This is a genomic window from Massilia orientalis (assembly GCF_030411975.2).
In the GTDB taxonomy this organism is placed as follows: Bacteria; Pseudomonadota; Gammaproteobacteria; order Burkholderiales; family Burkholderiaceae_D; genus Telluria; species Telluria orientalis.
Genome location: NZ_JASNRB020000022.1, coordinates 1 through 23179 on the forward strand (window position 1 = coordinate 1; position 23179 = coordinate 23179).

21 protein-coding genes are annotated in these 23179 nt (G+C 63.3%); 11 read left to right on the top strand and 10 right to left on the bottom strand.

Annotation, left to right across the window (positions count from 1 at the left end):
- The 5 genes from QPK29_RS27115 to QPK29_RS27135 form a co-directional block, all read left to right on the top strand.
- Window positions 1-258 (top strand): ribonucleotide-diphosphate reductase subunit beta (locus QPK29_RS27115; protein WP_400189868.1); only part of this gene is annotated, 258 nt, incomplete at its 5' end.
- A 399-nt stretch (window positions 259-657) separates the two neighbouring features.
- Window positions 658-3405, top strand: coding sequence for a type VI secretion system Vgr family protein (locus QPK29_RS27120; RefSeq protein ID WP_371768934.1), 2748 nt, complete (start codon window positions 658-660; stop codon window positions 3403-3405).
- 14 nt (window positions 3406-3419) lie between these two features.
- On the top strand, window positions 3420-5144 hold the full coding sequence (locus QPK29_RS27125) for an esterase/lipase family protein (protein ID WP_371768935.1): 1725 nt from the start codon (window positions 3420-3422) through the stop codon (window positions 5142-5144).
- Window positions 5145-5239: 95 nt separating this feature from the next.
- Entirely contained in the window at window positions 5240-6547 is a 1308-nt protein-coding gene (locus tag QPK29_RS27130) for a T6SS immunity protein Tli4 family protein (RefSeq protein ID WP_400189869.1), read from the top strand.
- Between the two features lie 3 nt (window positions 6548-6550).
- Entirely contained in the window at window positions 6551-6817 is a 267-nt protein-coding gene (locus tag QPK29_RS27135) for a PAAR domain-containing protein (protein ID WP_371768937.1), read from the top strand.
- Between the two features lie 408 nt (window positions 6818-7225).
- On the opposite strand, the gene QPK29_RS27140 is transcribed toward QPK29_RS27135, so the two are convergent.
- Window positions 7226-8152 carry an alpha/beta fold hydrolase gene (locus tag QPK29_RS27140; RefSeq protein WP_371768938.1) on the bottom strand — a complete coding sequence of 309 codons (927 nt, stop codon included), beginning with the start codon at window positions 8150-8152 and terminating at the stop codon, window positions 7226-7228.
- Window positions 8153-8275: 123 nt separating this feature from the next.
- Here QPK29_RS27140 and QPK29_RS27145 point away from each other — a divergent pair, with 123 nt between their 5' ends.
- Complete coding sequence (locus QPK29_RS27145) at window positions 8276-9184, top strand: LysR family transcriptional regulator (RefSeq protein WP_371768939.1); 909 nt, start codon at window positions 8276-8278, stop codon at window positions 9182-9184.
- 6 nt (window positions 9185-9190) lie between these two features.
- Here QPK29_RS27145 and QPK29_RS27150 read toward each other — a convergent pair whose 3' ends face one another.
- Window positions 9191-9904: a DUF6445 family protein gene (locus QPK29_RS27150; RefSeq protein WP_371768940.1), complete on the bottom strand. Its 714-nt coding sequence runs from the start codon at window positions 9902-9904 to the stop codon at window positions 9191-9193.
- Window positions 9905-9990: 86 nt separating this feature from the next.
- Between QPK29_RS27150 and QPK29_RS27155 the strand changes: the two genes are divergently transcribed.
- The 5 genes from QPK29_RS27155 (at window position 9991) to QPK29_RS27175 (ending at window position 15924) form a co-directional block, all read left to right on the top strand.
- Window positions 9991-10200: a hypothetical protein gene (locus QPK29_RS27155; RefSeq protein WP_056129900.1), complete on the top strand. Its 210-nt coding sequence runs from the start codon at window positions 9991-9993 to the stop codon at window positions 10198-10200.
- A gap of 128 nt (window positions 10201-10328) precedes the next feature.
- Window positions 10329-11597: a glycosyltransferase family 4 protein gene (locus QPK29_RS27160; RefSeq protein WP_371768941.1), complete on the top strand. Its 1269-nt coding sequence runs from the start codon at window positions 10329-10331 to the stop codon at window positions 11595-11597.
- A complete protein-coding gene (locus QPK29_RS27165; RefSeq protein WP_371768942.1) occupies window positions 11594-13249 on the top strand; it encodes a glycosyltransferase family 4 protein in 1656 nt (551 codons plus the stop codon). Before QPK29_RS27160 ends, QPK29_RS27165 begins: the two co-directional genes overlap by 4 nt.
- 707 nt (window positions 13250-13956) lie before the next feature.
- Window positions 13957-15321, top strand: coding sequence for a transcriptional regulator (locus QPK29_RS27170; protein ID WP_371768943.1), 1365 nt, complete (start codon window positions 13957-13959; stop codon window positions 15319-15321).
- A 75-nt stretch (window positions 15322-15396) separates the two neighbouring features.
- A complete protein-coding gene (locus tag QPK29_RS27175) occupies window positions 15397-15924 on the top strand; it encodes a YggT family protein (RefSeq protein WP_229411988.1) in 528 nt (175 codons plus the stop codon).
- A 70-nt stretch (window positions 15925-15994) separates the two neighbouring features.
- On the opposite strand, the gene QPK29_RS27180 is transcribed toward QPK29_RS27175, so the two are convergent.
- From QPK29_RS27180 to QPK29_RS27215, 8 genes are all read right to left on the bottom strand, one after another.
- Window positions 15995-16933, bottom strand: a complete 939-nt coding sequence (locus QPK29_RS27180) for a carbohydrate kinase family protein (protein WP_371768944.1) — start codon at window positions 16931-16933, stop codon at window positions 15995-15997.
- An 8-nt stretch (window positions 16934-16941) separates the two neighbouring features.
- Window positions 16942-18411 (bottom strand): DUF3426 domain-containing protein, encoded by a 1470-nt coding sequence (locus tag QPK29_RS27185; protein ID WP_229502002.1) that lies wholly within the window; start codon window positions 18409-18411, stop codon window positions 16942-16944.
- Between the two features lie 3 nt (window positions 18412-18414).
- Window positions 18415-19368 carry a 50S ribosomal protein L11 methyltransferase gene (gene prmA / locus QPK29_RS27190; protein ID WP_056129918.1) on the bottom strand — a complete coding sequence of 318 codons (954 nt, stop codon included), beginning with the start codon at window positions 19366-19368 and terminating at the stop codon, window positions 18415-18417.
- Entirely contained in the window at window positions 19368-20759 is a 1392-nt protein-coding gene (gene accC, locus QPK29_RS27195) for an acetyl-CoA carboxylase biotin carboxylase subunit (protein WP_056129921.1), read from the bottom strand. The genes prmA and accC overlap by 1 nt, the downstream gene beginning before the upstream one ends.
- Before the next feature lie 73 nt (window positions 20760-20832).
- Window positions 20833-21297 (bottom strand): acetyl-CoA carboxylase biotin carboxyl carrier protein, encoded by a 465-nt coding sequence (gene accB / locus QPK29_RS27200; protein ID WP_056129930.1) that lies wholly within the window; start codon window positions 21295-21297, stop codon window positions 20833-20835.
- Between the two features lie 86 nt (window positions 21298-21383).
- Window positions 21384-21821: a type II 3-dehydroquinate dehydratase gene (gene aroQ / locus QPK29_RS27205; RefSeq protein WP_056129935.1), complete on the bottom strand. Its 438-nt coding sequence runs from the start codon at window positions 21819-21821 to the stop codon at window positions 21384-21386.
- A 106-nt stretch (window positions 21822-21927) separates the two neighbouring features.
- On the bottom strand, window positions 21928-22482 hold the full coding sequence (locus QPK29_RS27210) for a TlpA family protein disulfide reductase (RefSeq protein WP_056129938.1): 555 nt from the start codon (window positions 22480-22482) through the stop codon (window positions 21928-21930).
- Window positions 22475-23104, bottom strand: coding sequence for a hypothetical protein (locus QPK29_RS27215; RefSeq protein WP_371768945.1), 630 nt, complete (start codon window positions 23102-23104; stop codon window positions 22475-22477). Before QPK29_RS27215 ends, QPK29_RS27210 begins: the two co-directional genes overlap by 8 nt.
- Between the last annotated feature and the right edge of the window lie 75 nt (window positions 23105-23179).

Below are 23179 nucleotides of genomic sequence, written 5' to 3' on the forward strand. Positions count from 1 at the left end.
GCCGTCGACCTGGAATACCGCTACGCCGAAGACACGATGCCGCGCGGCGTGCTGGGCCTGAACGCAGCCATGTTCAAGGGCTACCTGCGCTTCATCGCGAACCGCCGCGCCGTCCAGATCGGCCTCGACGCGCTGTTCCCGAACGAGGAAAACCCGTTCCCGTGGATGAGCGAGATGATCGACCTGAAGAAGGAACGCAACTTCTTCGAGACGCGCGTGACCGAGTACCAGACCGGTGGGGCGTTGAACTGGGATTGATTCCTGCAGCGCTCACGTGACGAAGCCCGCCGATCGGCGGGCTTTTTTATTTGGGCTGTAGTGTGCTGCATTCTGTAAATCGATCGGCATGAACTCGGCATAATGACTCGGAATTGCCGCCGCGATTATTCACGCATTCCGGCTTTTTTATATTTCACGAATTATCTCAAGATACGTCATTTTAATGTCGAAAAGGAAAATAAATATGATTCTGTGCAATGGATATTAATTCAGAATTATTCTGGAAAATCAAGGGCTTAGAAAATGGATGGAATATTTGCCCGAATCGAATCGTGCGCATGGACAGTCTCTATTGATTCGAAATAACATATATGGTTGTGTCGGTTTCTCCACTCAATATACCGACTTATCCGACCGTGCCTGGCAAGGAAGTTTTGCATGAACCTCAAGGATCTCATTGAAGCATTTGCCGGCCTCTCCGAGGCGAATCGCCCCATCCGTTTACGACTGTCTCAAGAGCGGCAAGTGCTCGATGATGTCCTGCTGGTCAAGCGTGTCACCGGCAATGAAGCGATGTGTGGCGGCCTGGAATACCGGCTCCTGTGCGTATCGACGCATGCCGGCTTGCCCCTCAAGGAATTCATCACACTGCCCGTCGAACTCCAGTTCGTGACGGATCGCGGCGATGTGCGCGCCGTCTGCGGCATCGTGGCACAAGCGGCAGCGGGCCAGAGCGACGGTGGCCTGGCGACGTACGAACTGGTGGTGCGCGATGCTCTGGCGTTGATGGAGCACCGGACCAATACCCGCGTCTTCCGGAACCGGAACGAACTGGATATCACGGAGGTCATTCTCGACGAGTGGCGCCAGAATAATCCGGTGCTGGCAAAAGCGTTCGACGTCGATTGGTCGCATATCATCAACACTTATCCGGCCCGCGAATTCACCATGCAGCACAACGAATCCGATGCCGACTTCTTGCGGCGTTTGTGGAAACGGCGCGGCATCGCATGGTGCATGCGCCCCGGACGGGCGAGCCAGGCGCACGACCAGGAAACGCCGGCCCATTCTCTCGTGCTGTTCGACGACGCCTTCACGCTGCCGCAGAATGCCGCCGGGACGGTGCGTTATCACCGCGACGCCGGTACGGAAAAAGGCGACACAGTCATCACCTGGAATGCCGTGCGCACGCTCAAGCCGGGCAATGTCTCACGCCAGAGTTGGGATTACCTGCAATCCCGTCCGATGACGAGCAATACGTCGTCGCGCATCGACCAGGGGAAAACGGGTAACCAGTTCGCAGCCAGCCTGGACGACTATCTGATCGACATGCCGCATGCGGGCGAGGACGGTGACGATTACCGCAAGCTCGGCGAATTGCGCATGAAGCGCCACGAATACGAATCCAAATGCTTTTATGGCGAAGGCAGCGTACGCGCGCTTTGCGTCGGCGAATGGGTCGCTTTGACCGGGCATCCCGAGATCGATACACATCCCGAGAACGAACGCGAATTCGTCGTGACCCGGCTCGAGGTCGAGGCGGAAAACAATCTGCCCAAGACCATCGACGACCAGGTCCGGCGGCTGTTTGCCCTCAGCCGCTGGGATGACGGACCTTCTGCCGACGCGCTGCAGCAAGCCAGTATGGAGCGCGGCATGCGTTACACGAACCGTTTTTCGTGCGTACGCCGAGGCATTCCGATCGTACCCGCGTTCGATCCCCGGGCCGATTTGCCGCGACCGCGCCTGCAAAGCGCGCGCGTCGTCGGGCCGGCGGGCGAAGAGGTGCATTGCGACGAACATGGCAGGGTCAAGGTGCGCTTTCCTGGCACCCGGCCGGAAGACCACGGCCATGCGCAGGACGCCGGTGCCAGCGACAGCGACCGCGACTCCGCCTGGGTCCGCGTGGCGAGCACGTGGGCCAGTAACCAATGGGGTACCATCACGCTGCCTCGGGTCGGCGACGAAGTCATCGTCGATTTCCTGGGCGGCGACCCCGACAAGCCGATCATCGTGGCGCAAGTGTATGGCGGCACGGCGCCGCCGCCGTCGTTCACCCACACGGGCACGCTGCCCGGCAATAAATACCTTGCCGGGATCAAGAGCAAGGAAGTGCAGGGGACCCGCTACAACCAGCTGCGGCTGGACGATACGCCGGGCGAGATCAACGCGCAGCTGTCTTCGGAACACGGTCATAGCGAGCTCAACCTGGGTTGGCTCACGCATCCTCGCAGCGAGGGCAAGGGCGAGGCACGCGGCGAAGGCGCGGAACTGCGCAGCGACCATGCCGTCGCGGTGCGCGGTGCCAAGGGTGTCCTGATCAGTGCCGACGCCCGTACGCAAGCCGGCGGCAAGCAACTCGATCGCGCCGAACTGGTCGGCTTGATGGAAGTGCTGCAGGGCGTGCAACGCCAGCTGTCCGAACTGTCGTCGACGCATCACGCGGACGACACGGACGATCACGAACTGAAGCAATTGCTCGGTCACCTGAAACAATGGGAAGCGGGCACCAATACCGCGAGCGGCATCACGGACGGAGGCGGCCAGCCTGTCGTCGCACTGTCCGCACCGGCCGGCATGGCGATGGCGAGCCAGAACAATATCGCGCTCGGCGCGCAGACGCACGTCGATGTGGTCAGCGTCGGCAATACCCAGTTCTCCGTCGGCAAGCGGCTACTGGCGCGCGTCTCGGAAAGCATCAGCCTGTTCGCGCATCGCCTGGGCATCAAGCTGATCGCCGCCAGCGGCAAGCTGGAACTGCAGACGCATGGCGACGACATCGAACTCACGTCGGCGAAGCGCATCGTGCTGACGGCCGCCGACGAGATCGTGCTGCAGGCGCCGAAGGTGCGATTCGTGGCGCAGGGTGCGCAGGTGGACATCGGCGGCGGCGCCATCACGCAGCAGAGCAGCGGGGCGCACACCATCAAGTCGTCGACGTTCGCGCACGTGGGGCCGGGAGGCGGCGCGCCGCCCGGTGTCGAACTTCCCGTCAGTACGCTGAAAACGGACGAACGATTCGTGCTCGCCCGCCGCGGCAGCGGACGCCCGCACGCCAATCAACGCTACCGGATCGACCTGGACGACGGCCGCACCATCGAAGGCGTCACCGATCAGAACGGACATACCGAACTGGCACGGGACATGGCGCTGAAGATCGCGCGCCTGACCCTTTTGAAAGAGTAATGGAAGAGTAACCCATGAGTGATACCGATACCGCTACCCGCCTGGTCGGCACCGGCTGGGACGAACACGGCAACGATACCGCGCAGTCTGTCCTTACAGGTACCAATCTGAAGGTTCGTGCGTTGTGCCTGACGACACCGGATCTTGTCGTACCTATTTTGTTCGTGCCGGGCATTATGGGGACACGTCTCAAAGTGAAGAACAGAGATGCATCAGCGTGGTTTCCCCCGGAGAGTACTTGGGAAGGCCTCGTCACCGTGCTCAAGCATCTCAATAAGTCAGCCGCTGACCGGCAAAAACTGCTCGATCCAAACAATACCGAAGTGGACGATGACGGACCAGCGCACCCGGATGAGTCCAGCAAGGCACTGTTGGCTATTGCCCCTGGTACGACTGACGCCGAACGCGCCAAATGGCGAGGCTGGGGACAGTTGTACGGTAAGAGCTATGGGGGGATACTTTCGTTGCTCGAGAAGTGCCTCGCACTTATTTTTGATCCGGACACCCAAGGCAAACAGCTTACCGCGACATGGAAAACACTGGTGATGGACCAGCAGGATGCAGCGAAGCTCGGTGCGCAGAAACCGTTCACGCCGTTGCAGGAAGAGCATCTGCGTGATGCCGCCGACGTTCTTTATCCGGTACATGCCGTCGGCTATAACTGGCTTCGAAGTAATAAAGAATCCGGCGAACACTTAGCGCTGGAAATTGAACGCATTACTGGTCATTATCGCAGTAAGGGAAAAATCTGCGACAAAGTTATAATCGTTACGCATAGCATGGGTGGCCTCGTTGGACGAGCATGTGCCCAAATTCCCGGTGTGGCAGATCGTATCCTAGGTATTGTGCATGGCGTCATGCCAGCGATCGGTGCGCCCGCGACATATAAACGTATTCGGGCCGGTTTTGAGGGGGTAGAGCAAGTCTTGCTAGGGAGAAATGGGGCCGAGTGTACAGCAGTTATGGCCAATGCACCAGGGCCATTGGAGTTGTTACCTACTGCACAGTATAAAACACAAACTGAAAAAGGGCCAAGACATTGGCTTCGTGTAAGCTATGCAATGGTAAATATGCAAGGGCTGTCGGAAGAAGTCGATACTTTGCTTGGCGATGAAGATCCTTATGGAGAGATTTATTTAAATAATACTGAAAGTTGGTGGAGGTTGGTAAAGGAAGAGCTGATCGACCCGGTAGGGAGGTGGGAAAAAGAAGAAGCTAAGCGGGAAGGAAGGAAGATCGTCGGGGAAAATTCTCGGGAATCTGATTTCAAGAAGTTTTTAGTTAATATGGATGATGCACGAAAGCTTCAGGATTTTATTTCGGATAAATACCATCCTAATACTTATGCATACTACGGTGCCGATGCTAAACAGTTGGCGTGGAACGAAGTGCACTGGAAAGCTACTAAGGCTGCTGCTGGTGATCTCAAGCGTGCGCTATTGATGGCTGATGATTTAAATGGCTCCATCAAATTATCGTTTGATGAAAAAAATCAGCACGGGTTTGAAATTCAGAAGGCGCAAGGGCCAGGGGACGGTACCGTCCCGGCGGAGTCTGGGTCTGCACCGACCCCGTATGTAGTTCAGATCTTCCGACATGAAGGCAAAAGAAAGGGTCATGAAAGCTACGATCACCAAGGTTCATATGGAGCGAAGCTTGCCCAGTCAGTTACCTTATATTCCATTGTAAAAATTGTCTCCAGTTCTAGCTGGTTAAAGCAAAAATTACCTAAGACATGAAAACGTACGGTCTATTTCTTCTTGCTTTCGCGGCAGCGTTCTCTGTAAGCCCTAATGCTTGCGTTGCCGCTCCAAATCGCCCTCATCTATTCGTCATGGCAAATAATAACGTGAGCACGGCACCTTCATCACCTACATCCACTTTTTGCGTCGGCCGGTTTCTGATCGATATTCCTGCTGGCTCTAAACTCACTGGAGGAAATTACAAGTACGACTTCCTTGCCATTGAGTCGGTAAAGACCATGTCGCTTGAAGAATTCGAGAAGGAAACAACTGCGCATGAATCAATTTTAAAATCGTCCATCAATGGTCGGACAAAAAAGAGCATGTTACTTGAGTCTGTGCAGCCCGAGAAGACCACGCGAATATTTTCTTCATGGAAGTCTGATGCAAGCACTGCCCAAGTTGTCGTTTTTGGATACCGGTGGATTGGCGGTCATCGATTTCTTTTGAAGGATAGCGTCGACGACGATAAGCAGAAAGTTGGAATGGAAAACATGGGCAAAGTGCTTTCTCGTCTGCGCTCTCGTTCTGAAACAGAAATGCCCAGTGAGCCTGGATACTGCTTTGACGGCGGTTTAATCGCAAATTCAGAATGGGAAAATGAAGAGGCTGGCGTGGACTTTCGCGTTGCCGACCATCCCGATACGATCCTATCGGTATGGTTTTACCCTCTTGCCAAATATAAGCATGACAAGCCTTTGCTTGAACGCATGGGGGGGATGACGCAGGTGCTCGGTAATCTTGCCACATCAATACATATTCTACGTAAAGGCAATCGGCAGGTTGGACCGTACAAGGGACAGGAACATCTCGCGTCGGCGCCAAACAGTGGAGGTATGCGTGGACACGCGTTTGTCTGGGAAACTCAGGGCGAGGGCACGCTGGAGACACCTGCCATCAAGATCGAGTTATCGACCGGTCATGCGGATCGCAAAGGCAATCCCCAAAAAACAAGCCTGACTGACGAACAGGCGATGAAGCTGTGGGACGACGTCCTCAACAGTTTCCGCTTGCGTCCTACAGGCGACACCGTGAAGACCAGTGACGTCTCTCCTCAACCCCATCCGCGCCTTCCGCTCGGAGAACTTGCTGCGACCGGTCGCGCGTGCCCGCAGACGGGCTGGTGGCAAGCCAGCGAGGCCGGCGAGATCGAAGGCGGTGCGCGTCAGTACTTCACGGCGGGGGAAACGATGCCGCAGGTGACCATGTTGGGCGAATCGTCGTTGTGGCAAAAGCTCAAGGGAGCGCGTCCTTCGTATCGTACGGCGACCGTGTGGAAACTGGTCGATTACGACGCCGAGGTGCCAAAGCCGCAGTCGATCGCGCAGGCCGCACCAGGCAACGCAAGTTCCGACGCTCATGGCCTTGGTGACGGATCGTCGCACCAAGATAAGGGGTAACCGATGCCCAATGTGATTCGCCTTGGGGATCCCACGTCGCACGGTGGCAAGGTCGTGAGCGTGAGTGCGCAACATTTCACGGTTGACGGCATCGCGGTGGCCCGCGTGGGCGACATGTGCAGTTGTCCGATCGCGGGACATACCGTTTGCGTCATTGCCGAGGGCGACCCGCACCACGTCATCGACGGTGTCGCGGTCGCTTACGAAGGGCACAAGACGACTTGCGGCGCCGCCTTGATTGCGACGATCGGGAACTTCAGCGGTCAATAGATCGGTCTCGTTCTTGTTGGCTGCGCTCGTGATGGCCACGTGCGCAGCGCTTGGCGCCTGCACGGCCGTATCCGGCAGTTCCAGACTATCGACCATGACACACACGGTGCCGCTACCACCTCCACATTCTGCATGGGACGCTTCCTGATCGATGTGCCTGCCGGGTCCACGCTCAGTGGAGGCAACGATAAGCATGACTTTATCCAGATCGAGCCGGTCAAAGCCATGACCGATTCCTGTTAGAAGGCGATGTCGGCGGTAGCAAGCGGGAGAGCACCATGAATCGCATGTGAGAGGCACTCTCCCGTCTTCGCCCCGCGCCAGGCAGCAACGGGATGCGCGCACACGCGTTCGTATGGGAGACCAGGGCGGCGGCACGCTGACACGCCCGCCACCTGGCGGGATTTCTTATTTTCCGTCCGCAGCAAACTTCTGGATCGCCGCCATCGTCGCCTCCGGCGCCTCTTCCATCAGCCAGTGCCCCGCATCCGGAATGACCACTTCGGTGACGTTGGTGGCCGCATTGCGCATTACGACCGCCTCGTTGGCGCCGAACGATTTGGCGCCGCCGATCGCCAGCACGGGCATCGGCAGTTTATTCGCGACGACTTTCTGGTTGACCTCGGCATCCTTGGGAAAGCTGAGGAATTGCGCGAAGGCCGAGTGCATGGCGCCGGGGCGGGCGTACAGCTTCGCATAATAAGACCGGGTCGCTTCGTCGACCTTCTTCGGATCGCCGGCGAATTCGTTCCAGAAGCGGTCCAGGTAGATGCGCTCGCGGCCGGCGACGAGGCGCTCGGCGTCCGGGCCGCCGAACGAGAAATGCCACAGCAGCGGATTACGCAGGATTTGTTCCCACGGCGGAATCCCGGGCACGGGCGCGTCCATGACGACGAGGCGGTCCGTCCTGTCGGGATAGCGGGAGGCGTAGGCGAAGGCGACCATCGTGCCGATGTCGTGGCCGACGACGACCGCGTGGTCGATGCCGAGCTTGTCGAGGACGGCGCGGACGTCGCCGGCCTGCGTCCATTTGTCGTAGCCGCCGGCCGGGTGCGAGGACAGGCCCATGCCGCGCAGGTCCGGCACGACGACGGTGTGGCTGGCCGCCAGGCGGGCGGCAAGCGGCGACCACATCGCGCCCGTGTCGCCGAAGCCGTGCAGCAGCACGACGGCGGGGCCGTGGCCGCCGGTGACCACGTGCAGGGCCGCGTCGCCGGCCTGGATCGTCTGCGCCTTGAACGCCGGCGGGAAGGGCTGGACGGCGGCGGTGGCGGGATGGCTGAGCGCCAGAGACAGCGACAGTGCGGCGGCGGCCGTTGCGATGCGTGGGAACATGAGGATCTCCTGGGTTGACGGGCGTTGGGGTGGAGGCCAGTATGGTTTAGGATGAGCAGCCGGACTAGTCGCCAAATACCGCAACAGCAATTCGGAAACGCCGAACAAACAGGGTGAACAGACATGAAACTGGAAGGCATCGCCACGTTCGTCACCGTGGCCGAAAGCGGTTCCCTGAGCGAGGCGGCGCGCCGCTTGCGCGTGTCGCGCTCCGTCGTCAGCGAGCGTCTCGTCGAGCTGGAGCGGTCGCTCGGCGCCAGCCTGCTGCAGCGGTCCACGCGCAAACTGTCGCTCACGGAGGACGGCGCCGCGTTCCTTGCGCGCGCCGCGCGCATCGTGCGCGACGTGCAGGAGGCCGCGGCCGACCTGGCCGAGCGGCGCGGACAGCTGAGCGGCCCGCTGCGCATCGCCGCGCCCGTGACGTTCGGCCGCATGCACTTGGGTCCCGCGCTCTATCCCTTTCTCGCGCAGCATCCCGACATCCAGCTCACGCTGGAGCTGGACGACCGCCGGGTCGACGCGACGTCGGCCGGCTTCGATGCCGTCGTCCGCCACGGTCCGATCGCGGATACCTATCTCGTCGCATGGCAACTGGCGACGAGCCGGCGCGTGCTCGTCGCGGCGCCCGCGTACCTGGACCGGCACGGCACACCCCGTTCAGCGGACGAACTCGAGGACCACCGCGGCATCTTCTACACGCACCGCGGCGCGGCCGACTGGCGCTTCGCGCAGCAGGGCGAGACCCGCATCGTGCGCGCGCGGCCCAGCCTGGTCCTGAACAACGGCGACATGATGCGCGACGCCGCACTCGCCGGGCTGGGCATCGCGCTGCTGCCGGTGTTCATCGTCAGCGGGGCGCTCAAGGCAGGGACGCTGTGCGTTGTCGACGTCGGCGTCGAGGCCGAACAGGAATACATCTATATGGCGCACGCGGACGGCCAGCATCCGTCCGCGAAGCTGCGCGCGCTCGGCGCCTGGTTACGCGCGGCGTTCGGCGAACCGCCGTATTGGGAGACCGAGGGTCGGGGCTAGCGACGCTCAGCCGGCGGCCATGCGCAGCTGGAAGAACGCATTCGCCGTGAGGCGCCCCGTGCGCGGGTCGCCGACCATCAGCTCGGGCATGTGGATGTGTCCTGAGTGGAAGATCCCGCCGTTGTAGAAGATCGCCCGGTTGTAGCGTGGTTCGACCGTCAGCACCTTTTCGAACCAGCGGCTCGACGCGATCGCGAAGGTCGGCGGCACGTCCGGCATCGCCGCGCCGGCCCGTTCGTGGCGCCTCAGATCGTTTTCCAGGGCCGCGATCTCGGGCTCCGGCACCTTCGGCTTGAAGAAGCTGGTGCCGCCGAAGCGCTCGTCCCTGAACAGGTACAGCACCATCGCGCCCACGCCGACGCCGGCCGGCAGGCCCGTGAAGTCGCGGTGCGGCAGGCGCTGGCCCGGCAGCAGGTCTTGCGGGCGGCGCGTCACGAGCGACAGGCGGCTCTTCATGTCGAGGATGCGGCGCGCGCCCAGCGGCGCGCGCGCGTGCTGCAGGAAGCTGTCCTGGATGCGCGCCGCGAGCGCGCCGCCGAGCGGCAGTTCGGGACCCGGATAGTAGTTGCCCGCCAGGTCCTGGAAATTCATGTGGTTGTTCGCCGCGAAGTCGACCAGTGCCTCCGGCTCCAGCATGAAGTCGTCGATGATGACGCAGCGGTGGTCGTCGAAGATCGGTACCACGCCGACGCGCGGCTGCGGATTGAGCAGGGGGAGCATGACGGTGGCGGCGTTGTGAAGGAGCGTCCATGGTACAACGCCATGCCATGCCGCCGCCACTTCGGCCTTGCCCTCCGCAGTCCGTCATGTTCACCAGCCCGCTCCTCGACCATCCCGCCATCGTGCGCCGCCAGCGCGAACGTGCCGGCGTGGAGGCCGTGGCGGCACGGGACGAATGCACGATGTGCCACGCGCGCGCCGATGGACGCTGGACCTTCCACATCTACCGCCGCGACCGCGCAACGCACGCACCCGCGGTCGATGTGCCTTGGTGCGTACCTTCGACGATACGTTGATGCCATCTAGCGTGGTCCAACGCACGCATTCTTCACGATTTTGTACGTGCGTCGCGCCACGACGCGGAGTCTGAGGCTATCATGCGTTCAATTCCAACTTGTCGTCGTCGTCACGCGAACCGAACGTCATGACCCGAGTCCTCTTCATCCACCAGAATCTGCCGGGCCAGTTCCGCCGGCTGATGCGGTATCTGCAGACGCGGCCCGACTTCGACGTCGTCGCGATCGGCGAAGAGACCGCGGTGCGGCGCGAGCCCTTGGGACCGAAGGTGCGGACGATCGGCTACGCCAGGCCGGACGGTCCGGGCGAGAAGACCCATCACTACCTGCGCCACTTCGAAGGTTGCGTGCGCCGCGGCCAGGCCGTCGCGCGCGCGTGCGTGGCGCTGAAGCAGGAAGGCTTCGCGCCCGACGTCGTCGTGTGCCACCCCGGCTGGGGCGAGGCCCTGTTCGTCAAGGACGTGTTCCCGCAGGCGCGCCTCGTCGTGTTCTGCGAGTTCTGGTGGGCGGCAAGCGGGTTGGACGTCGGTTTCGATCCCGAGTATCCGGTGAGCTTCGACGACCGCCTGCGCATCCGCATCAAGAACTCCGTGCTGATGCAGTCGCTGCTCGCGGCCGACGACGGCGTCGCGCCCACGGCGTGGCAGCGCGGCGTGCACCCGCCCGAACTGCGCGGCAAGATCCGCGAAGTCCACGAGGGCATCGACACGCAGCAACTGAGCCCCGATCCGCAGGCGCGGCTGGAACTGCCCGGCGGCGCCGTGCTCACGCGCGCGCAGCCGGTGCTGACGTTCGTCGCGCGCAACCTCGAACCCTACCGCGGCTTCCACGTCTTCATGCGCAGCCTGCCACGGCTGCTGGCCGGGAATCCGGAGCTGCAGGTCGTCGTCATCGGCGGCGACGGCGTCAGCTACGGCCGCCGTCCGCCGCCGGGCCATGCAAGCTACCGCGACGCGCTCAAGGCCGAGCTGGACGGCGGCGCCGAGACCGTCGACTGGTCGCGCGTGCACTTCCTCGGCAAGGTGCCGTACGCCACCTACCGCAGCGCGCTGCAGGTCTCGAGCCTGCACGTGTACCTGACGTATCCGTTCGTGCTGTCCTGGTCGATGCTGGAAGCGATGACCGTCGGCGTGCCGGTGCTGGGCTCGGATACGGCGCCGGTGCGGGAAGTGATCCGCGACGGCGAGAACGGGTTCCTGACCCCGTTCTTCGACACGGCGCTGCTCGCCGACCGCGCGCTCGACCTCATCGCGCGCCGCCACGAGATCGCCCACGTCGGCCTGGCCGGACGCGAGACGGTGCGCACGCGCTACGATTTCGAAACGGTGGGCCTGCCGGTCTACCTCGACCTGCTCACGCCATTGGATGAGCGCGCGGACACGGAGGAGGTCGCATGACGGACCGCTTCGCCTTCCACTACGCCCCCGACGGCTACTCGACATCGGGCCCGCGCCTGATGGGACGCCAGGCCGCCGGCGCCGGACTGCTGCGTGCGATCGCGACGGCGCCCGGTCTCGAGTCGGTCGGCTGCTTCGCCGGCGGCCAGGCCCACGCGGCCGAAGGCGAGCGCCTGCTGCGCGAGTCCGGCTACAAGGGCCAGGTCGACTGGATCGCGCAGGGCCGCCCGCAGGACCTGGAGCGCTACGGCACGCTGTACCACCCCGCGCCCGGCATCGAACGCCTCGCGTGGCGCCGCCAGGGACTCGGCGAGCGCCGCTACAGCCTGTGCGGCATCACGCACACGACGGCCAGCCACGCCGTGATGACGAGCCTCGCCAACCTGCTCGTGGCGCCCGTGCGCAGCTGGGATGCCGTGATCTGCACGTCGCGCGTCGTGCGCGACAGCGTGCGCCGCGTGCTGGAGCGCCAGGCCGAGTATTTGAGTGCGCGCCTCGGTGCCCAGCGCTTCGAACTGCCGCAGCTGCCCCTGATCCCGCTCGGCGTGCACGCGGCCGACTTCGACATCGACGCATCCCGCCGCGCCACCGTGCGCCGGCGCCTGGGGTTGGAAACCGGCGACGTCGCGTTCCTGTTCCTCGGCCATTTGTCGTTCCACGCGAAGGCGCATCCGCAACAGATGTTCGCGGCGCTCGAAGCCGCGGCGCAGGGCGGTGGGCGCGTGCACCTGGTGCTGTGCGGGTGGTTCGCCAACGAGGCCATCGACAAGGCCTTCCACGAGGCGGCCGCGCAACTGTGCCCGTCCGTGACGCTGTCGGTGCTGGACGGCCGCGTGGCGGCGAACCGGCTCGACGCCTGGGCCGCCGCCGACGTCTTCATCTCGCTCGCGGACAACGTGCAGGAGACCTTCGGCCTCACGCCGCTGGAAGCGATGGCGGCGGGCCTGCCGTGCATCGTCAGCGACTGGAACGGCTACCGCGACACCGTGCGCGACGGCGTGGACGGCTACCGCATCCCGACCGTGATGCCGGATGCGGGCGCGGGCCCCGATCTCGCGCAGCGTTACGACGATGGCGTGGACAGCTACGACGCGTACTGCGGCCATACGAGCCAGGCGGTCGCCGTGGATGGACCGGCCCTCGCGCAGGCCTGCGCGCGCCTCGCCGGCGATGCCGCGCTGCGGCGCGAACTGGGCGAGAACGCACGCCGGCGTGCGCGCGCGGAATTCGATTGGGCCGTCGTGTTCGGACGCTACCGCGCGTTGTGGCGCGAGCTCGACGAACGGCGCCGCGCCGATGCGGCGCTCGGTCCCGCGCTGCCGGCGGTCGTGCCGGACCGGCTCGATCCGTTCGAGCTGTTCGCCACCTACCCGACGCTGCGGATCACGCCGGCGTCGATGGTGGAACTCGCGCCGGACGCATCGCTCGCGCTGCTGCGCCAGTATCGCGAGCTCGCGATCAACCGCTTCGCGCACGCGTCGCTGCCGACGCTGGAAGAGTTTGGACAGATCTTCGGATCGATCGAATCGCGGCCGATGCAGGTCGACGAGCTGCTCGACGCGCTCGGACCGTGCGACCGGCCGACTTTGCTGCGCGGACTCGCGTGGCTGTGCAAGATGGACTTGCTGCGTATCACCGCGGCGGAGGACTGATTTCGAATATCGCCTTTAAATAAAGGCTTTATGCGGAATGGTAGTAACGTAATGCGCATTGTTTTGCGCGCTTGTTTTTGGAGACCAAGCAAGACGAGGAAGGAATCAAACGTTATCGCAGCGATCGTTTCGGTTGAGGTTATCGCTGGTTCACCTGTAAAAGACATGAAAAATATTGTGTGCGGGTTGCGCACTGACAAGGTTTTCGTGTACTTTACGTGATTGAATTTGTCAAAACGTGAAGACGCCGATTTTCGAGGCGTTCAACGGGAAACAAACCGATCATAAATGGGACGCTGATTCATTCAGTATGCACGTAAGCTTAGCGAAAAGAACAAGCCGCATTGCCTGATAAACGTCGGGTATGGCGGCTTTTTCTTTTCGCGGCCAGCGGGCTGCGATGTGGACAGCGCAGTGAGCCATCGGACTTTAGTCGTTTAGGTCGTCGGCGACGACGATTAGCCGAGGTGCCGCGGAGAGCGATTGAGCGACTACTGTATGAATACACAGTATAGCGTAAATCGACGATGAATGCCCGGAGGTTTTACGGGTTTTATCGAATCGCCGCGTCAGTTCGGCTGGTGCCGGATTCATTGACGCAAACATAGCGTTTGCGCCGATGAATAATTCGCCCGACCAAGCAGACCGGGTTGGACGGGTTCAAACCATGTAGCGTAATTTCTCATCGCAGAGAAGGAGAACAGAAAATGGCAACCGCCGCGAAAAAACCAGCAGCAAAGCCGGCCGCAAAAGCCGCCACCAAACCGGCCGCAAAGGCAGCAGCAGATAAACCAGCAACCAAAACCGTAGCCGCTAAAGCCGCTGCGAAGCCGGCTGCGAAAAAAGCCGCAGCGACCAAAGCTCCGGCTAAATCGGCAGCAACCAAAACCGCCGCCAAGTCGACCGCCGCCGCTAAACCGGCTGCAAAGAAAGCTGCAGCAACCAAGACCGCCGCCGCTAAACCGGCAGCAAAGAAAGCCGCTGCAACCAAGACTGCAGCAACCAAGTCGACCGCTACCAAGTCGGCTGCAACCAAGACCGCCGCCAAGTCGACCACCGCCGCCAAACCGGCAGCGAAGAAGACTGCAGCCAAGTCGACCTCCGCCGCCAAGCCGGCAGCGAAGAAAACCGCCGCCAAGTCGACCGCAACCAAAGCCGCCGCCAAACCGGCTGCGAAGAAGACCGCTGCCAAGTCGGCCGCTGCTGCCAAACCGGCTGCGAAGAAAGCAGCAGGCAAGACCGCCGCCAAGTCGACCTCTGCTGCCAAACCGGCCGCAAAGAAAGCAGCAGGCAAGACCGCTGCCAAGTCGACCGCCGCCGCTAAACCGGCTGCAAAGAAAGCAGCAGGCAAGACTGCCGCCAAGTCGACCGCCGCCGCTAAACCGGCTGCCAAGAAAACTGCTGCCAAGTCGACCGCTGCCGCCAAACCGGCTGCCAAGAAAGCAGCAGGCAAGACCGCCGCCAAGTCGACCGCTGCCGCTAAACCGGCTGTCAAGAAAGCGGCAGGCAAGACTGCCGCCAAGTCGACCGCCGCCGCTAAACCGGCTGCGAAGAAAGCAGCAGGCAAGACCGCTGCCAAGTCGACCGCTGCCGCCAAGCCGGCTGCAACCAAGACCGCCGCCAAGTCGACCACCGCCGCCAAGCCGGCTGCGAAGAAGACTGCAGCGACCAAGACTGCAGCGACCAAGACCGCAGCCACCAAGACCGCAGCCACCAAGACCGCAGCCACCAAGGCCGCCGCTCCCGCCGCCAAAAGCGAAGCCAAGCCGGCAGTGAAGAAGGCCGCCGCCAAGCCGGCCGCCAAGGCTGAAGCGAAGCCGGAAGCTGCTGCTGCTGTTGCGAAGAAGCCGGCCGCCAAGAAGGCCGCGAGCAAGACCGCAACCAAGGCTGAAGCCAAGCCGGAAGCCAAGGCCGAGTCGAAAGCTGAAACCAAGGCCGACACCAAGGCCGAGACGAAAGCCGAAGCCAAGACCGACGGCAAGGACAGCGGCGCCGCTGCAGCCCCGGCCCCGGCCGCGAAGTCGGTGATCGCACCAGCAGCATGGCCGTTCCCGACCAGCAGCCGTCCGTAAGCCATTCCTGCCTGGTTCAGGCAAAATACCGCTGTGTGAGCTTTCACACAGCGGTTTTTTTTTCAAGGAGTCGTCGTGCTGCCCATTCTTAAATTGATCGTCGATACCGCGGCCGGTGTGCTGGGTGGCGTCTTGCTGCTGCGTTTCTGGATGCAGGTGACCCGCGTGCGTCCGCCGGCGTCCGTCGCGCAATTTACGTTCACGTTGTCCGACTGGCTCGTGCGCCCGCTGCGCCGCATCGTGCCGGGCATGGGTGGTTACGACTGGGCCAGCCTGCTGGGCGCGTTCCTCGTCGTGCTGGCGGCATCGTCGATCCTGCTGCTGGCGGGGACGAGCGGCCAGGCCGTCGTGCTGATCGCCGTGGTCCGCCTGCTCGACTGGATCCTGTACGGTTTCATGGGCCTGTTGATCATCGAGGTGATCTTCAGCTGGGTCAATCCGCATGCGCCGCTGGCGCCGTTCGTCCACGCGCTCAACGACCCGCTGCTGCGCCCGTTGCGCCGCGTGATCCCGCCGGTCGGCGGCCTCGATCTGTCGGTGCTCGTGGCCTTCATCCTGATCCAGATCGCGCAATACCTGCTGCGCCAGGTGTTCTACATCTGACGCTGGCTACACCCAACAAAAAGCGCGCCGGTCCCGCGAGGGGCGGCGCGCTTTTCATTGGCCCGACGCTTTAGAAGCGGTAGCCGAAGGCCGCTTCGAATTTATCCGCGATCTCCTGCCGCGTGAAGCCGTGGTTCTGGCCGCCCTGGTGGGCGATCTTGATGGAACCCAGCAGGCTCGCCAGGCGGCCCGTCGTGGGCCAGTCGAGGTCATTGGCGATGCCGAACAGCAGGCCGGCGCGGTAGGCGTCGCCGCAGCCCGTCGGATCGACGACGCTGGCCGCCGGCACGGCCGGGATCTTGTGGTGCTCGCCGCCGGCGTAGATGTCCGAACCGGCTTCCCCGCGCGTGACGATGAGCGCGTCCAGGCGCGCGGCGATGTCCTGCAGGGGCAGGCCCGTGCGGTCCATCACCATCTCGAATTCGTAGTCGTTGCAGGCGAGGTAGCTGGCCTGGTCGATGAACGTCAGCAGCTCGTCGCCGCTGAACATCGGCAACTGCTGGCCCGGGTCGAAGATGAAGGGCACGCCCCGTTCCGCGCAGTCGCGCGCGTGCTTGATCATGCCGTCGCGTCCGTCCGGCGCGACGATCGCGACGCGCAGCGGCAGGTAGTCGGCCAGGCTGTTCTCGTGCGAGAACTGCATGGCGCCCGGGTGGAAGGCGTTGATCTGGTTGCCGTCCAGGTCGGCCGTGACGAAGCACTGGGCCGTGTACGCGTTCTCGATGGTGCGGATCGCGTTGGTGGCGAGGCCTTGCTGCTCCATGCGGTCGAGGTAGTCGCCGCCGTCCTGGCCGATGGTGCCCATGATGAGCGGCTCGCCGCCCAGCAGCTTCAGGTTGTAGGCGATGTTGACGGCGCAGCCGCCGTATTCCGTGCGCAGCGTCGGCACGAGGAACGAGACGTTCACGCGGTGCAGCTGGTCGGCCAGCAGGGTTTCGCCGAAACGGCCGTGGTATTGCATGATCTTGTCGAAGGCGATCGAGCCGCAGATCAGCGAGGTCTTGGTCATTGGAAGCCTCAAGGATAGAAAACGAAAGTGTGATAACCGGACGGCTGCAGGCCGTCCAGCGTGAAATGCAGTGTGACCGGCTGTTCCGAGTGCGGGCCGAAACCGCCCGCCGGCGACGTGCCGCGCGGCAGGTAGTCGGCGGGCGCCAGCACCCGGCGCAGCACGGGCTTGTCGCTGGCGTCGGTCAACTCGAGCTCGATGCTGGGCCAGGCCAGCACGAGGCTGCCCTGGTTGCGCAGCAGCGTATTCAAGGCGTACGTGTTCGGGCCCAGCGTCGTCAGTTCACCCGTCTCGATGACGAGGTTCTCGGTCTGCGCGGGCAGCTCCACGCGGCAGCCCAGCAGGGCGCACGCGCCCGCCAGGGCCGGCTTCAGGCCCGGATGCTGCGCGGCCAGCGTGTTGCGGAAGCCCAGCACCGCCTGGGCCAGCAGCAGGAGCAGCAGCACGACGGCGCCCGCGGCCATCAGCATGCGCTGCGTGCGCCCCATGCGTTCCTGGCGGCGGCTGCGCTTGACGAATTCGGGCTCGTCGGCGTCGGCGTCGAGCGCGAGGCGCAGCTTCGGCGGTTCGATCTTCGTCGGCGTCAGCTTGGAGCGCCGCGCGCGCGCCTCGGACGTACGCGCGGCCTTGCTGCGCGCCGGCGCGATCACGGGCGGGATCATCGCCGGTGCCGGCGCGGGCGGTTCGCTCGCGGCCGATGCGCGCAGCGGCAGGAAGGGCGGGGCGTCGGATGCCGGCGCGGGCGCGGGCGGTACCGGTGCGGGCTCGGGTTCCGGCTCCGGCTCCGGCTCGTAATCCGGTAGCGGCTGGGCGACGATTTCCTCGGTCACCGGCAGGTCGAAACCCGGCTCGATGCGGTCCGCGGGCGCGTAGGCGCTCGCTGGCGGCGGTTCGGCGACAGGGTCTTCGGCGGGCTCGGGTTCGGGCTCCGGTTCGGTGTCGGGCGCCGCGTGGACGACCGGTTCCAGTTGCGGTTCGACGCGGTCGGCCGGCGCGTAGGCGCTCGCTGGCGGCGGTTCGGCGACAGGGTCTTCGGCGGGCTCGGGCTCGGGTTCGGGCTCCGGTTCGGTGTCGGGCGCCGCGTGGACGACCGGCTCCAGTTGCGGTTCGACGCGGTCCGCGGGGGCATAGTCCGCCGCGACCGGCGCCGCTTCCGGCCCTTCTTCAGCCTCGGGCGCGCGCCGCCACACGTGCGCGCGCACCGGCTCGGGCTCCGGCTCGGGCACGTCGTCGGCAGGCTTCGGCAGGATGCCGAGCGGATCGAAGGTGTGGTCGAAGTCGAGGGTGTAGACGGGCAACGCGTCGTCTTCCTGGACGGGCGCCGGCGCGGCCGGCTTGTCCAGGTCGATCAGGTGGGCGTTGCCGTCAAAGATGCGTTGGCAAGACCCGCAGCGGACGATGCCGCCGCGGAGCTTGAGCTGGTCCGCGGCGACGCGGAACGTGGTGTGGCAATGCGGGCACTGGGTGGCGAGCGCCATGCCTTATTTGCTGCCGTCGGCAGTCGCGCGCGGCTCCGGTGCACGTTCTGCGCCGAGCTGCCCGTGAAGAGCGACCCAGCCGTCCTGCTCGGCCCAGACGCCCAGCTTGATGAAAGGTGCGTACGCGGCGGCCACTTCCTCGGCCTGGCGCGCCAGCACGCCCGACAGGATCAGGTTGCCGCCCTCGGCCACGCGGCTCGAAAGCATCGGCGCCATCAGCTTCAATGGGCTCGACAGGATGTTCGCGACGACGATGTCGAAGCGTTCTTCCCCGTGCTTCGAGGCGACGAAGTCGTCCGGCACGTAGAAGTCGATCTCGCAGCGGTTGCGTTCGGCATTCAGCTTCGCCGATTCGATGGCCTGCTCGTCGATGTCGACGCCAGAGACGCCAGCCGCGCCGAGCTTCTTCGCGACCATCGCGAGGATGCCCGAGCCGCAGCCGTAGTCCAGCACCGATTTACCGGGTGCCGGGTGGGCTTCCAGCCATTCCATGCACAGGCGCGTGGTCGGATGGCTGCCCGTGCCGAATGCGAGGCCCGGGTCGACTTCGAGGATCAGCGCGTCGGGATCCGGGGCTTCGTGCCAGCTCGGCACGACCCAGATGTTCTTGCCGATGTGGATCGGCTCGAACTGCGATTGCGTGAGGCGCACCCAGTCGGCGTCCGCGACGGAACGGGTCGTGAATGCAGGCGCCTGCTGCAGGCCGATGGCGCTTGCTGCCTCGGCCACGATCGCGGCCTGGTCGGCATCCTCGTCCGTCAGCGCGACGACGCGGCTGTGGTCCCACGCGGCTTCCTTGGGCACCATGCCTGGTTCGCCGAACAGGGGCTTCTCGTCTTCCGTGCCTTCGTCCGCATCTTCCACCGAGACCGACAGCGCGCCCGCCTCCATCAGGGCATCAGAGAGCCCTTCGGCGTGCTCGCGTGCGATCTCGATGACAACTTCAGTCCAGCCCATCATTCAACCTCGGCTTTGGCGCCGATCGCGCCATCCTTCGGCAGGTCCGGCTTGTGGGCCAGCTTCTGCTCCAGGTAGTGGATGTTGGTGCCGCCTTCGATGAAGCGGGCGTCGACCATCAGTTCGCGGTGCAGCGGGATGTTGGTCAGGATACCTTCGACGACCATTTCCGACAACGCGATCTGCATGCGGCGGATCGCCTGCTCGCGCGTGGCGCCGTAGGCGATGACCTTGCCGATCATCGAGTCGTAGTGCGGCGGCACGTAATAGCCGGCATACGAATGCGAATCGACGCGGATGCCGGGGCCGCCCGGCGGGTGCCAACTGGTGATGCGGCCCGGCGACGGGGTGAACTTGAACGGGTCTTCCGCGTTGATGCGGCACTCGATCGCGTGGCCCGACAGCATGATGTCGCGCTGGCGGAAGCGCAGGCGCTCGCCGCAGGCGATGCGGATCTGTTCCTGCACGATGTCGATGCCGGTGATCATTTCGGTGACCGGGTGTTCGACCTGCACGCGGGTGTTCATCTCGATGAAGTAGAACTCGCCGTTCTCGTACAGGAATTCGAACGTGCCGGCGCCGCGGTAGCCGATCTTGCGGCAGGCTTCGGCGCAGCGGTCGCCGATCTTCTCGATCAGCTTGCGCGGGATGCCCGGCGCCGGCGCTTCTTCGATGACCTTCTGGTGGCGGCGCTGCATCGAGCAGTCGCGCTCGCCCAGCCAGACGGCCTGCTTGTGCTCGTCGGCGAGGATCTGGATTTCCACGTGGCGCGGATTCTCCAGGTATTTCTCCATATAGACTTCCGGGTTGCCGAACGCGGTGCCGGCTTCCGTCTTGGTCATCGCGACGGCGTTCAGCAGTGCGGCTTCCGTGTGCACGACGCGCATGCCGCGGCCGCCACCGCCGCCCGCGGCCTTGATGATGACCGGGTAGCCGACGCGGCGCGCGGTCTGGATGATCTCTTTCGGATCGTCCGGCAGGGCGCCGTCCGAGCCGGGCACGCACGGCACGCCGGCGCGGATCATGGCCTGCTTGGCCGAGACCTTGTCGCCCATCAGGCGAATCGATTCGGGACGGGGGCCGATGAAGACGAAGCCCGATTTTTCGACGCGTTCGGCGAAGTCGGCGTTTTCCGACAGGAAGCCGTAGCCGGGGTGGATCGCTTCGGCGTCCGTGACTTCCGCCGCGCTGATGATCGCCGGCATGCTCAGGTAGCTTTGCGCGGACGCCGCCGGACCGATGCAAACGGACTCGTCGGCGAGCTTCACGTACTTGGCGTCCTTGTCCGCTTCGGAGTGCACGACGACCGTCTTGATGCCCATCTCGCGGCAGGCGCGCTGGATACGCAACGCGATTTCACCACGGTTGGCGATAAGAATTTTTTCAAACATGGTAAGTTCGGTGTTTCTTTGAGTGCCGGCAGCGTGCCGGGAGGGCGCGGTCGGACGACCGCGCCGGAGACGTTTAGCCGATCACGAACAGCGGCTGGCCGAATTCGACAGGCTGGCCGTTTTCCACCAGGATCTTGGTGACGGTGCCGGAGAGGTCGGCATCGATTTCATTCAGGAGCTTCATCGCTTCGATGATGCACAGGGTATCGCCTTCCTTCACGGTAGCGCCCACTTCGACGAACGCCGGGGCGCCCGGTGCCGAGGAACGGTAGAACGTGCCGACCATCGGCGACTTGACGACGTGGCCGGTCGGTTCGGCCGGTGCGGCCGGGGCTGCCGCGGGCGCGGCCGCCGGTGCCTGGACGGCCGGTGCCGAGTATTGCTGGACGCCTTGCTGCGGCACCATGACCATCTGATTCTGCGGGATTGCCGAGGACTTGACGATGCGGACCTTGCTTTCGCCTTCGGTCACTTCGAGTTCGGCGATATCCGACTCGGCGACGAGGTCGATCAGTGTCTTGAGTTTTCTTAGATCCATGTGAAACCCCTTGGAATTATTTGTTTAAGAGCATACGGCGCGTCGGCGGTAGGTACTTATGCGCGAATGCGTGAAGTTGACGTAGATTAACGTTGTTTCAGCGCGAAGTCGATGGCAAAGCGATATCCATCCGCTCCCAGCCCGCAGATCGTGCCCAGCGCGATCGCCGACAGGAAAGAGTGGTGCCGGAATTCCTCGCGCTTGTAAATATTAGAGATGTGCACTTCCACGAACGGAATGTCCACCCCGGCCAGCGCATCGCGCAGCGCCACGCTGGTATGGGTCAAACCGCCCGGGTTGATGACGATCGCGTCCACGCCTTCCTGGCGGGCGGCGTGAATGCGGTCGATCAGCGCGCCTTCATGGTTGCTTTGGAAACAGACGATCTCCGCCCCGGCTTCCCGTGCCTGGGCGGTGGCGGCCTGCTCGATGTCGGCCAGCGTCGTCGCGCCGTACACCGCAGGCTCACGCGTCCCCAGCAAATTCAAATTGGGGCCATTGAGCAGCAGTAGCTTTTTCGCCATATTCAACCGTCTGTTTGCCCGAAAGACAGGCATTTTGCCGCCAACGTTACGTGTTGGCAAGCGATATAAAGAAGTCGGAAAATAAGTGAACGACCGTTCACTGGAACTACAACTTGGCCAGGTCGGCGCGCACCTGATCGAACTTCAGACGGCCCAGGTAAGTCTTGCGGACCTGCCCATCTGCGCCGATCAGCACCGTAAATGGCAGCCCGCCGTTCGCGTTGCCGAGGCCACGCGCGAGGTCGGTGCCACCCATGCCGCCTACGTACAATGGGTAGGAAATCTTGATTTTGCGGGCAAACTCGGCGAGGTTCGTGGGGGAATCGATGCCGATGCCGATCACATTGAAGGTCTTGCCGCCGTCCTTGGCCGCCAGTTCCGACAATTCCGGCATCTCCGACACGCACGGCGCGCACCACGATGCCCAGAAGTTGACGAGCAGCGGCTTGCCCTTCCACTGGGCGAGCGGCTGCGGCTTGCCGGCCAGGTCGTTCAGCGAGGTCGCATACAGATTCGTCACCGCCGTGTGCGGGCGGCCGTCCGTGGGTGCATAGGTCGTCGTCAGCGGACCCTTGGCATCCTGCTTCACGCCGGCGATGGCACCGAGAACCGTAAAGGCGGCGGCCAGGATCACATAACCGGCCAGGTGTTTCTTATTCATCGTGTTCGAGAGAGTCGTTGTTCATCAGGGTGCGGAGCGTGGCAGCATCGGCGCGCTGCAGGCTGCCGTCCGCGCGGGTTTTCAGCGCACCGCGTAAATCGTTCATATCATAAAGCTCGGCGTGCACCATTTCTTTTTGCCACGTGAAGCTTACCGTTTCTACCGGATCGTAGCGTCCCCCTTTGAAGTGGGGAGTTGCCGAAATCTCGATATTGACATTGCGATTCAACAGCCAGATTTCGACTTCCTTGGCGCTGTCGGCAAATAATTGCAGGTGGATGTCGTCATGTTCGCCCGCCGTTCCGTTCAAAACCGCACCGGTAATATACGGACGGAACTCGGCCAATTGGTCCATCACTTCCAGCGCTGCGGCACGCAAATGGTGCAGGCGCGCGGCCTGCGCCGGGCCGAGGAACAATGCCTGGTAGCGGCGTACTTCGTCTTCGACTTGCAGATTATCCGGCAGGTAATTAGGAGAAGGGCGGTCGACGCCGAGCACCTGGCGCGCCGCCTTCGTCTTGGCCGTCGAGTAATCGGCCCCATCCTGGGCGATCATGCGGGCGGCCGTCGCAGCGATGCGTGCGCGCACCTGTTGGAGGTCGTCATTTGAATTGGGCATCATGTCCGAGATCATACTCTTGAAAGGAAAATGGCATCGCGTCGGGTAGAATCGCGTATTCGCTATTACAGAGATCCC

What these genes read in the sequence shown, in the direction of transcription:
- QPK29_RS27210 (WP_056129938.1), bottom strand. Translation starts at nt 22,482, where the DNA reads ATGAATAAGAAACACCTGGCCGGTTATGTGATCCTGGCCGCCGCCTTT.
- QPK29_RS27185 (WP_229502002.1), bottom strand. Translation starts at nt 18,411, where the DNA reads ATGGCGCTCGCCACCCAGTGCCCGCATTGCCACACCACGTTCCGCGTC.
- QPK29_RS27130 (WP_400189869.1), top strand. Translation starts at nt 5,240, where the DNA reads ATGGCAAATAATAACGTGAGCACGGCACCTTCATCACCTACATCCACT.
- QPK29_RS27150 (WP_371768940.1), bottom strand. Translation starts at nt 9,904, where the DNA reads ATGCTCCCCCTGCTCAATCCGCAGCCGCGCGTCGGCGTGGTACCGATC.
- QPK29_RS27160 (WP_371768941.1), top strand. Translation starts at nt 10,329, where the DNA reads ATGACCCGAGTCCTCTTCATCCACCAGAATCTGCCGGGCCAGTTCCGC.
- accB (WP_056129930.1), bottom strand. Translation starts at nt 21,297, where the DNA reads ATGGATCTAAGAAAACTCAAGACACTGATCGACCTCGTCGCCGAGTCG.
- QPK29_RS27165 (WP_371768942.1), top strand. Translation starts at nt 11,594, where the DNA reads ATGACGGACCGCTTCGCCTTCCACTACGCCCCCGACGGCTACTCGACA.
- QPK29_RS27170 (WP_371768943.1), top strand. Translation starts at nt 13,957, where the DNA reads ATGGCAACCGCCGCGAAAAAACCAGCAGCAAAGCCGGCCGCAAAAGCC.
- prmA (WP_056129918.1), bottom strand. Translation starts at nt 19,368, where the DNA reads ATGGGCTGGACTGAAGTTGTCATCGAGATCGCACGCGAGCACGCCGAA.
- QPK29_RS27155 (WP_056129900.1), top strand. Translation starts at nt 9,991, where the DNA reads ATGTTCACCAGCCCGCTCCTCGACCATCCCGCCATCGTGCGCCGCCAG.
- accC (WP_056129921.1), bottom strand. Translation starts at nt 20,759, where the DNA reads ATGTTTGAAAAAATTCTTATCGCCAACCGTGGTGAAATCGCGTTGCGT.
- QPK29_RS27140 (WP_371768938.1), bottom strand. Translation starts at nt 8,152, where the DNA reads ATGTTCCCACGCATCGCAACGGCCGCCGCCGCACTGTCGCTGTCTCTG.
- QPK29_RS27215 (WP_371768945.1), bottom strand. Translation starts at nt 23,104, where the DNA reads ATGATGCCCAATTCAAATGACGACCTCCAACAGGTGCGCGCACGCATC.
- QPK29_RS27180 (WP_371768944.1), bottom strand. Translation starts at nt 16,933, where the DNA reads ATGACCAAGACCTCGCTGATCTGCGGCTCGATCGCCTTCGACAAGATC.
- QPK29_RS27125 (WP_371768935.1), top strand. Translation starts at nt 3,420, where the DNA reads ATGAGTGATACCGATACCGCTACCCGCCTGGTCGGCACCGGCTGGGAC.
- aroQ (WP_056129935.1), bottom strand. Translation starts at nt 21,821, where the DNA reads ATGGCGAAAAAGCTACTGCTGCTCAATGGCCCCAATTTGAATTTGCTG.
- QPK29_RS27120 (WP_371768934.1), top strand. Translation starts at nt 658, where the DNA reads ATGAACCTCAAGGATCTCATTGAAGCATTTGCCGGCCTCTCCGAGGCG.
- QPK29_RS27145 (WP_371768939.1), top strand. Translation starts at nt 8,276, where the DNA reads ATGAAACTGGAAGGCATCGCCACGTTCGTCACCGTGGCCGAAAGCGGT.
- QPK29_RS27135 (WP_371768937.1), top strand. Translation starts at nt 6,551, where the DNA reads ATGCCCAATGTGATTCGCCTTGGGGATCCCACGTCGCACGGTGGCAAG.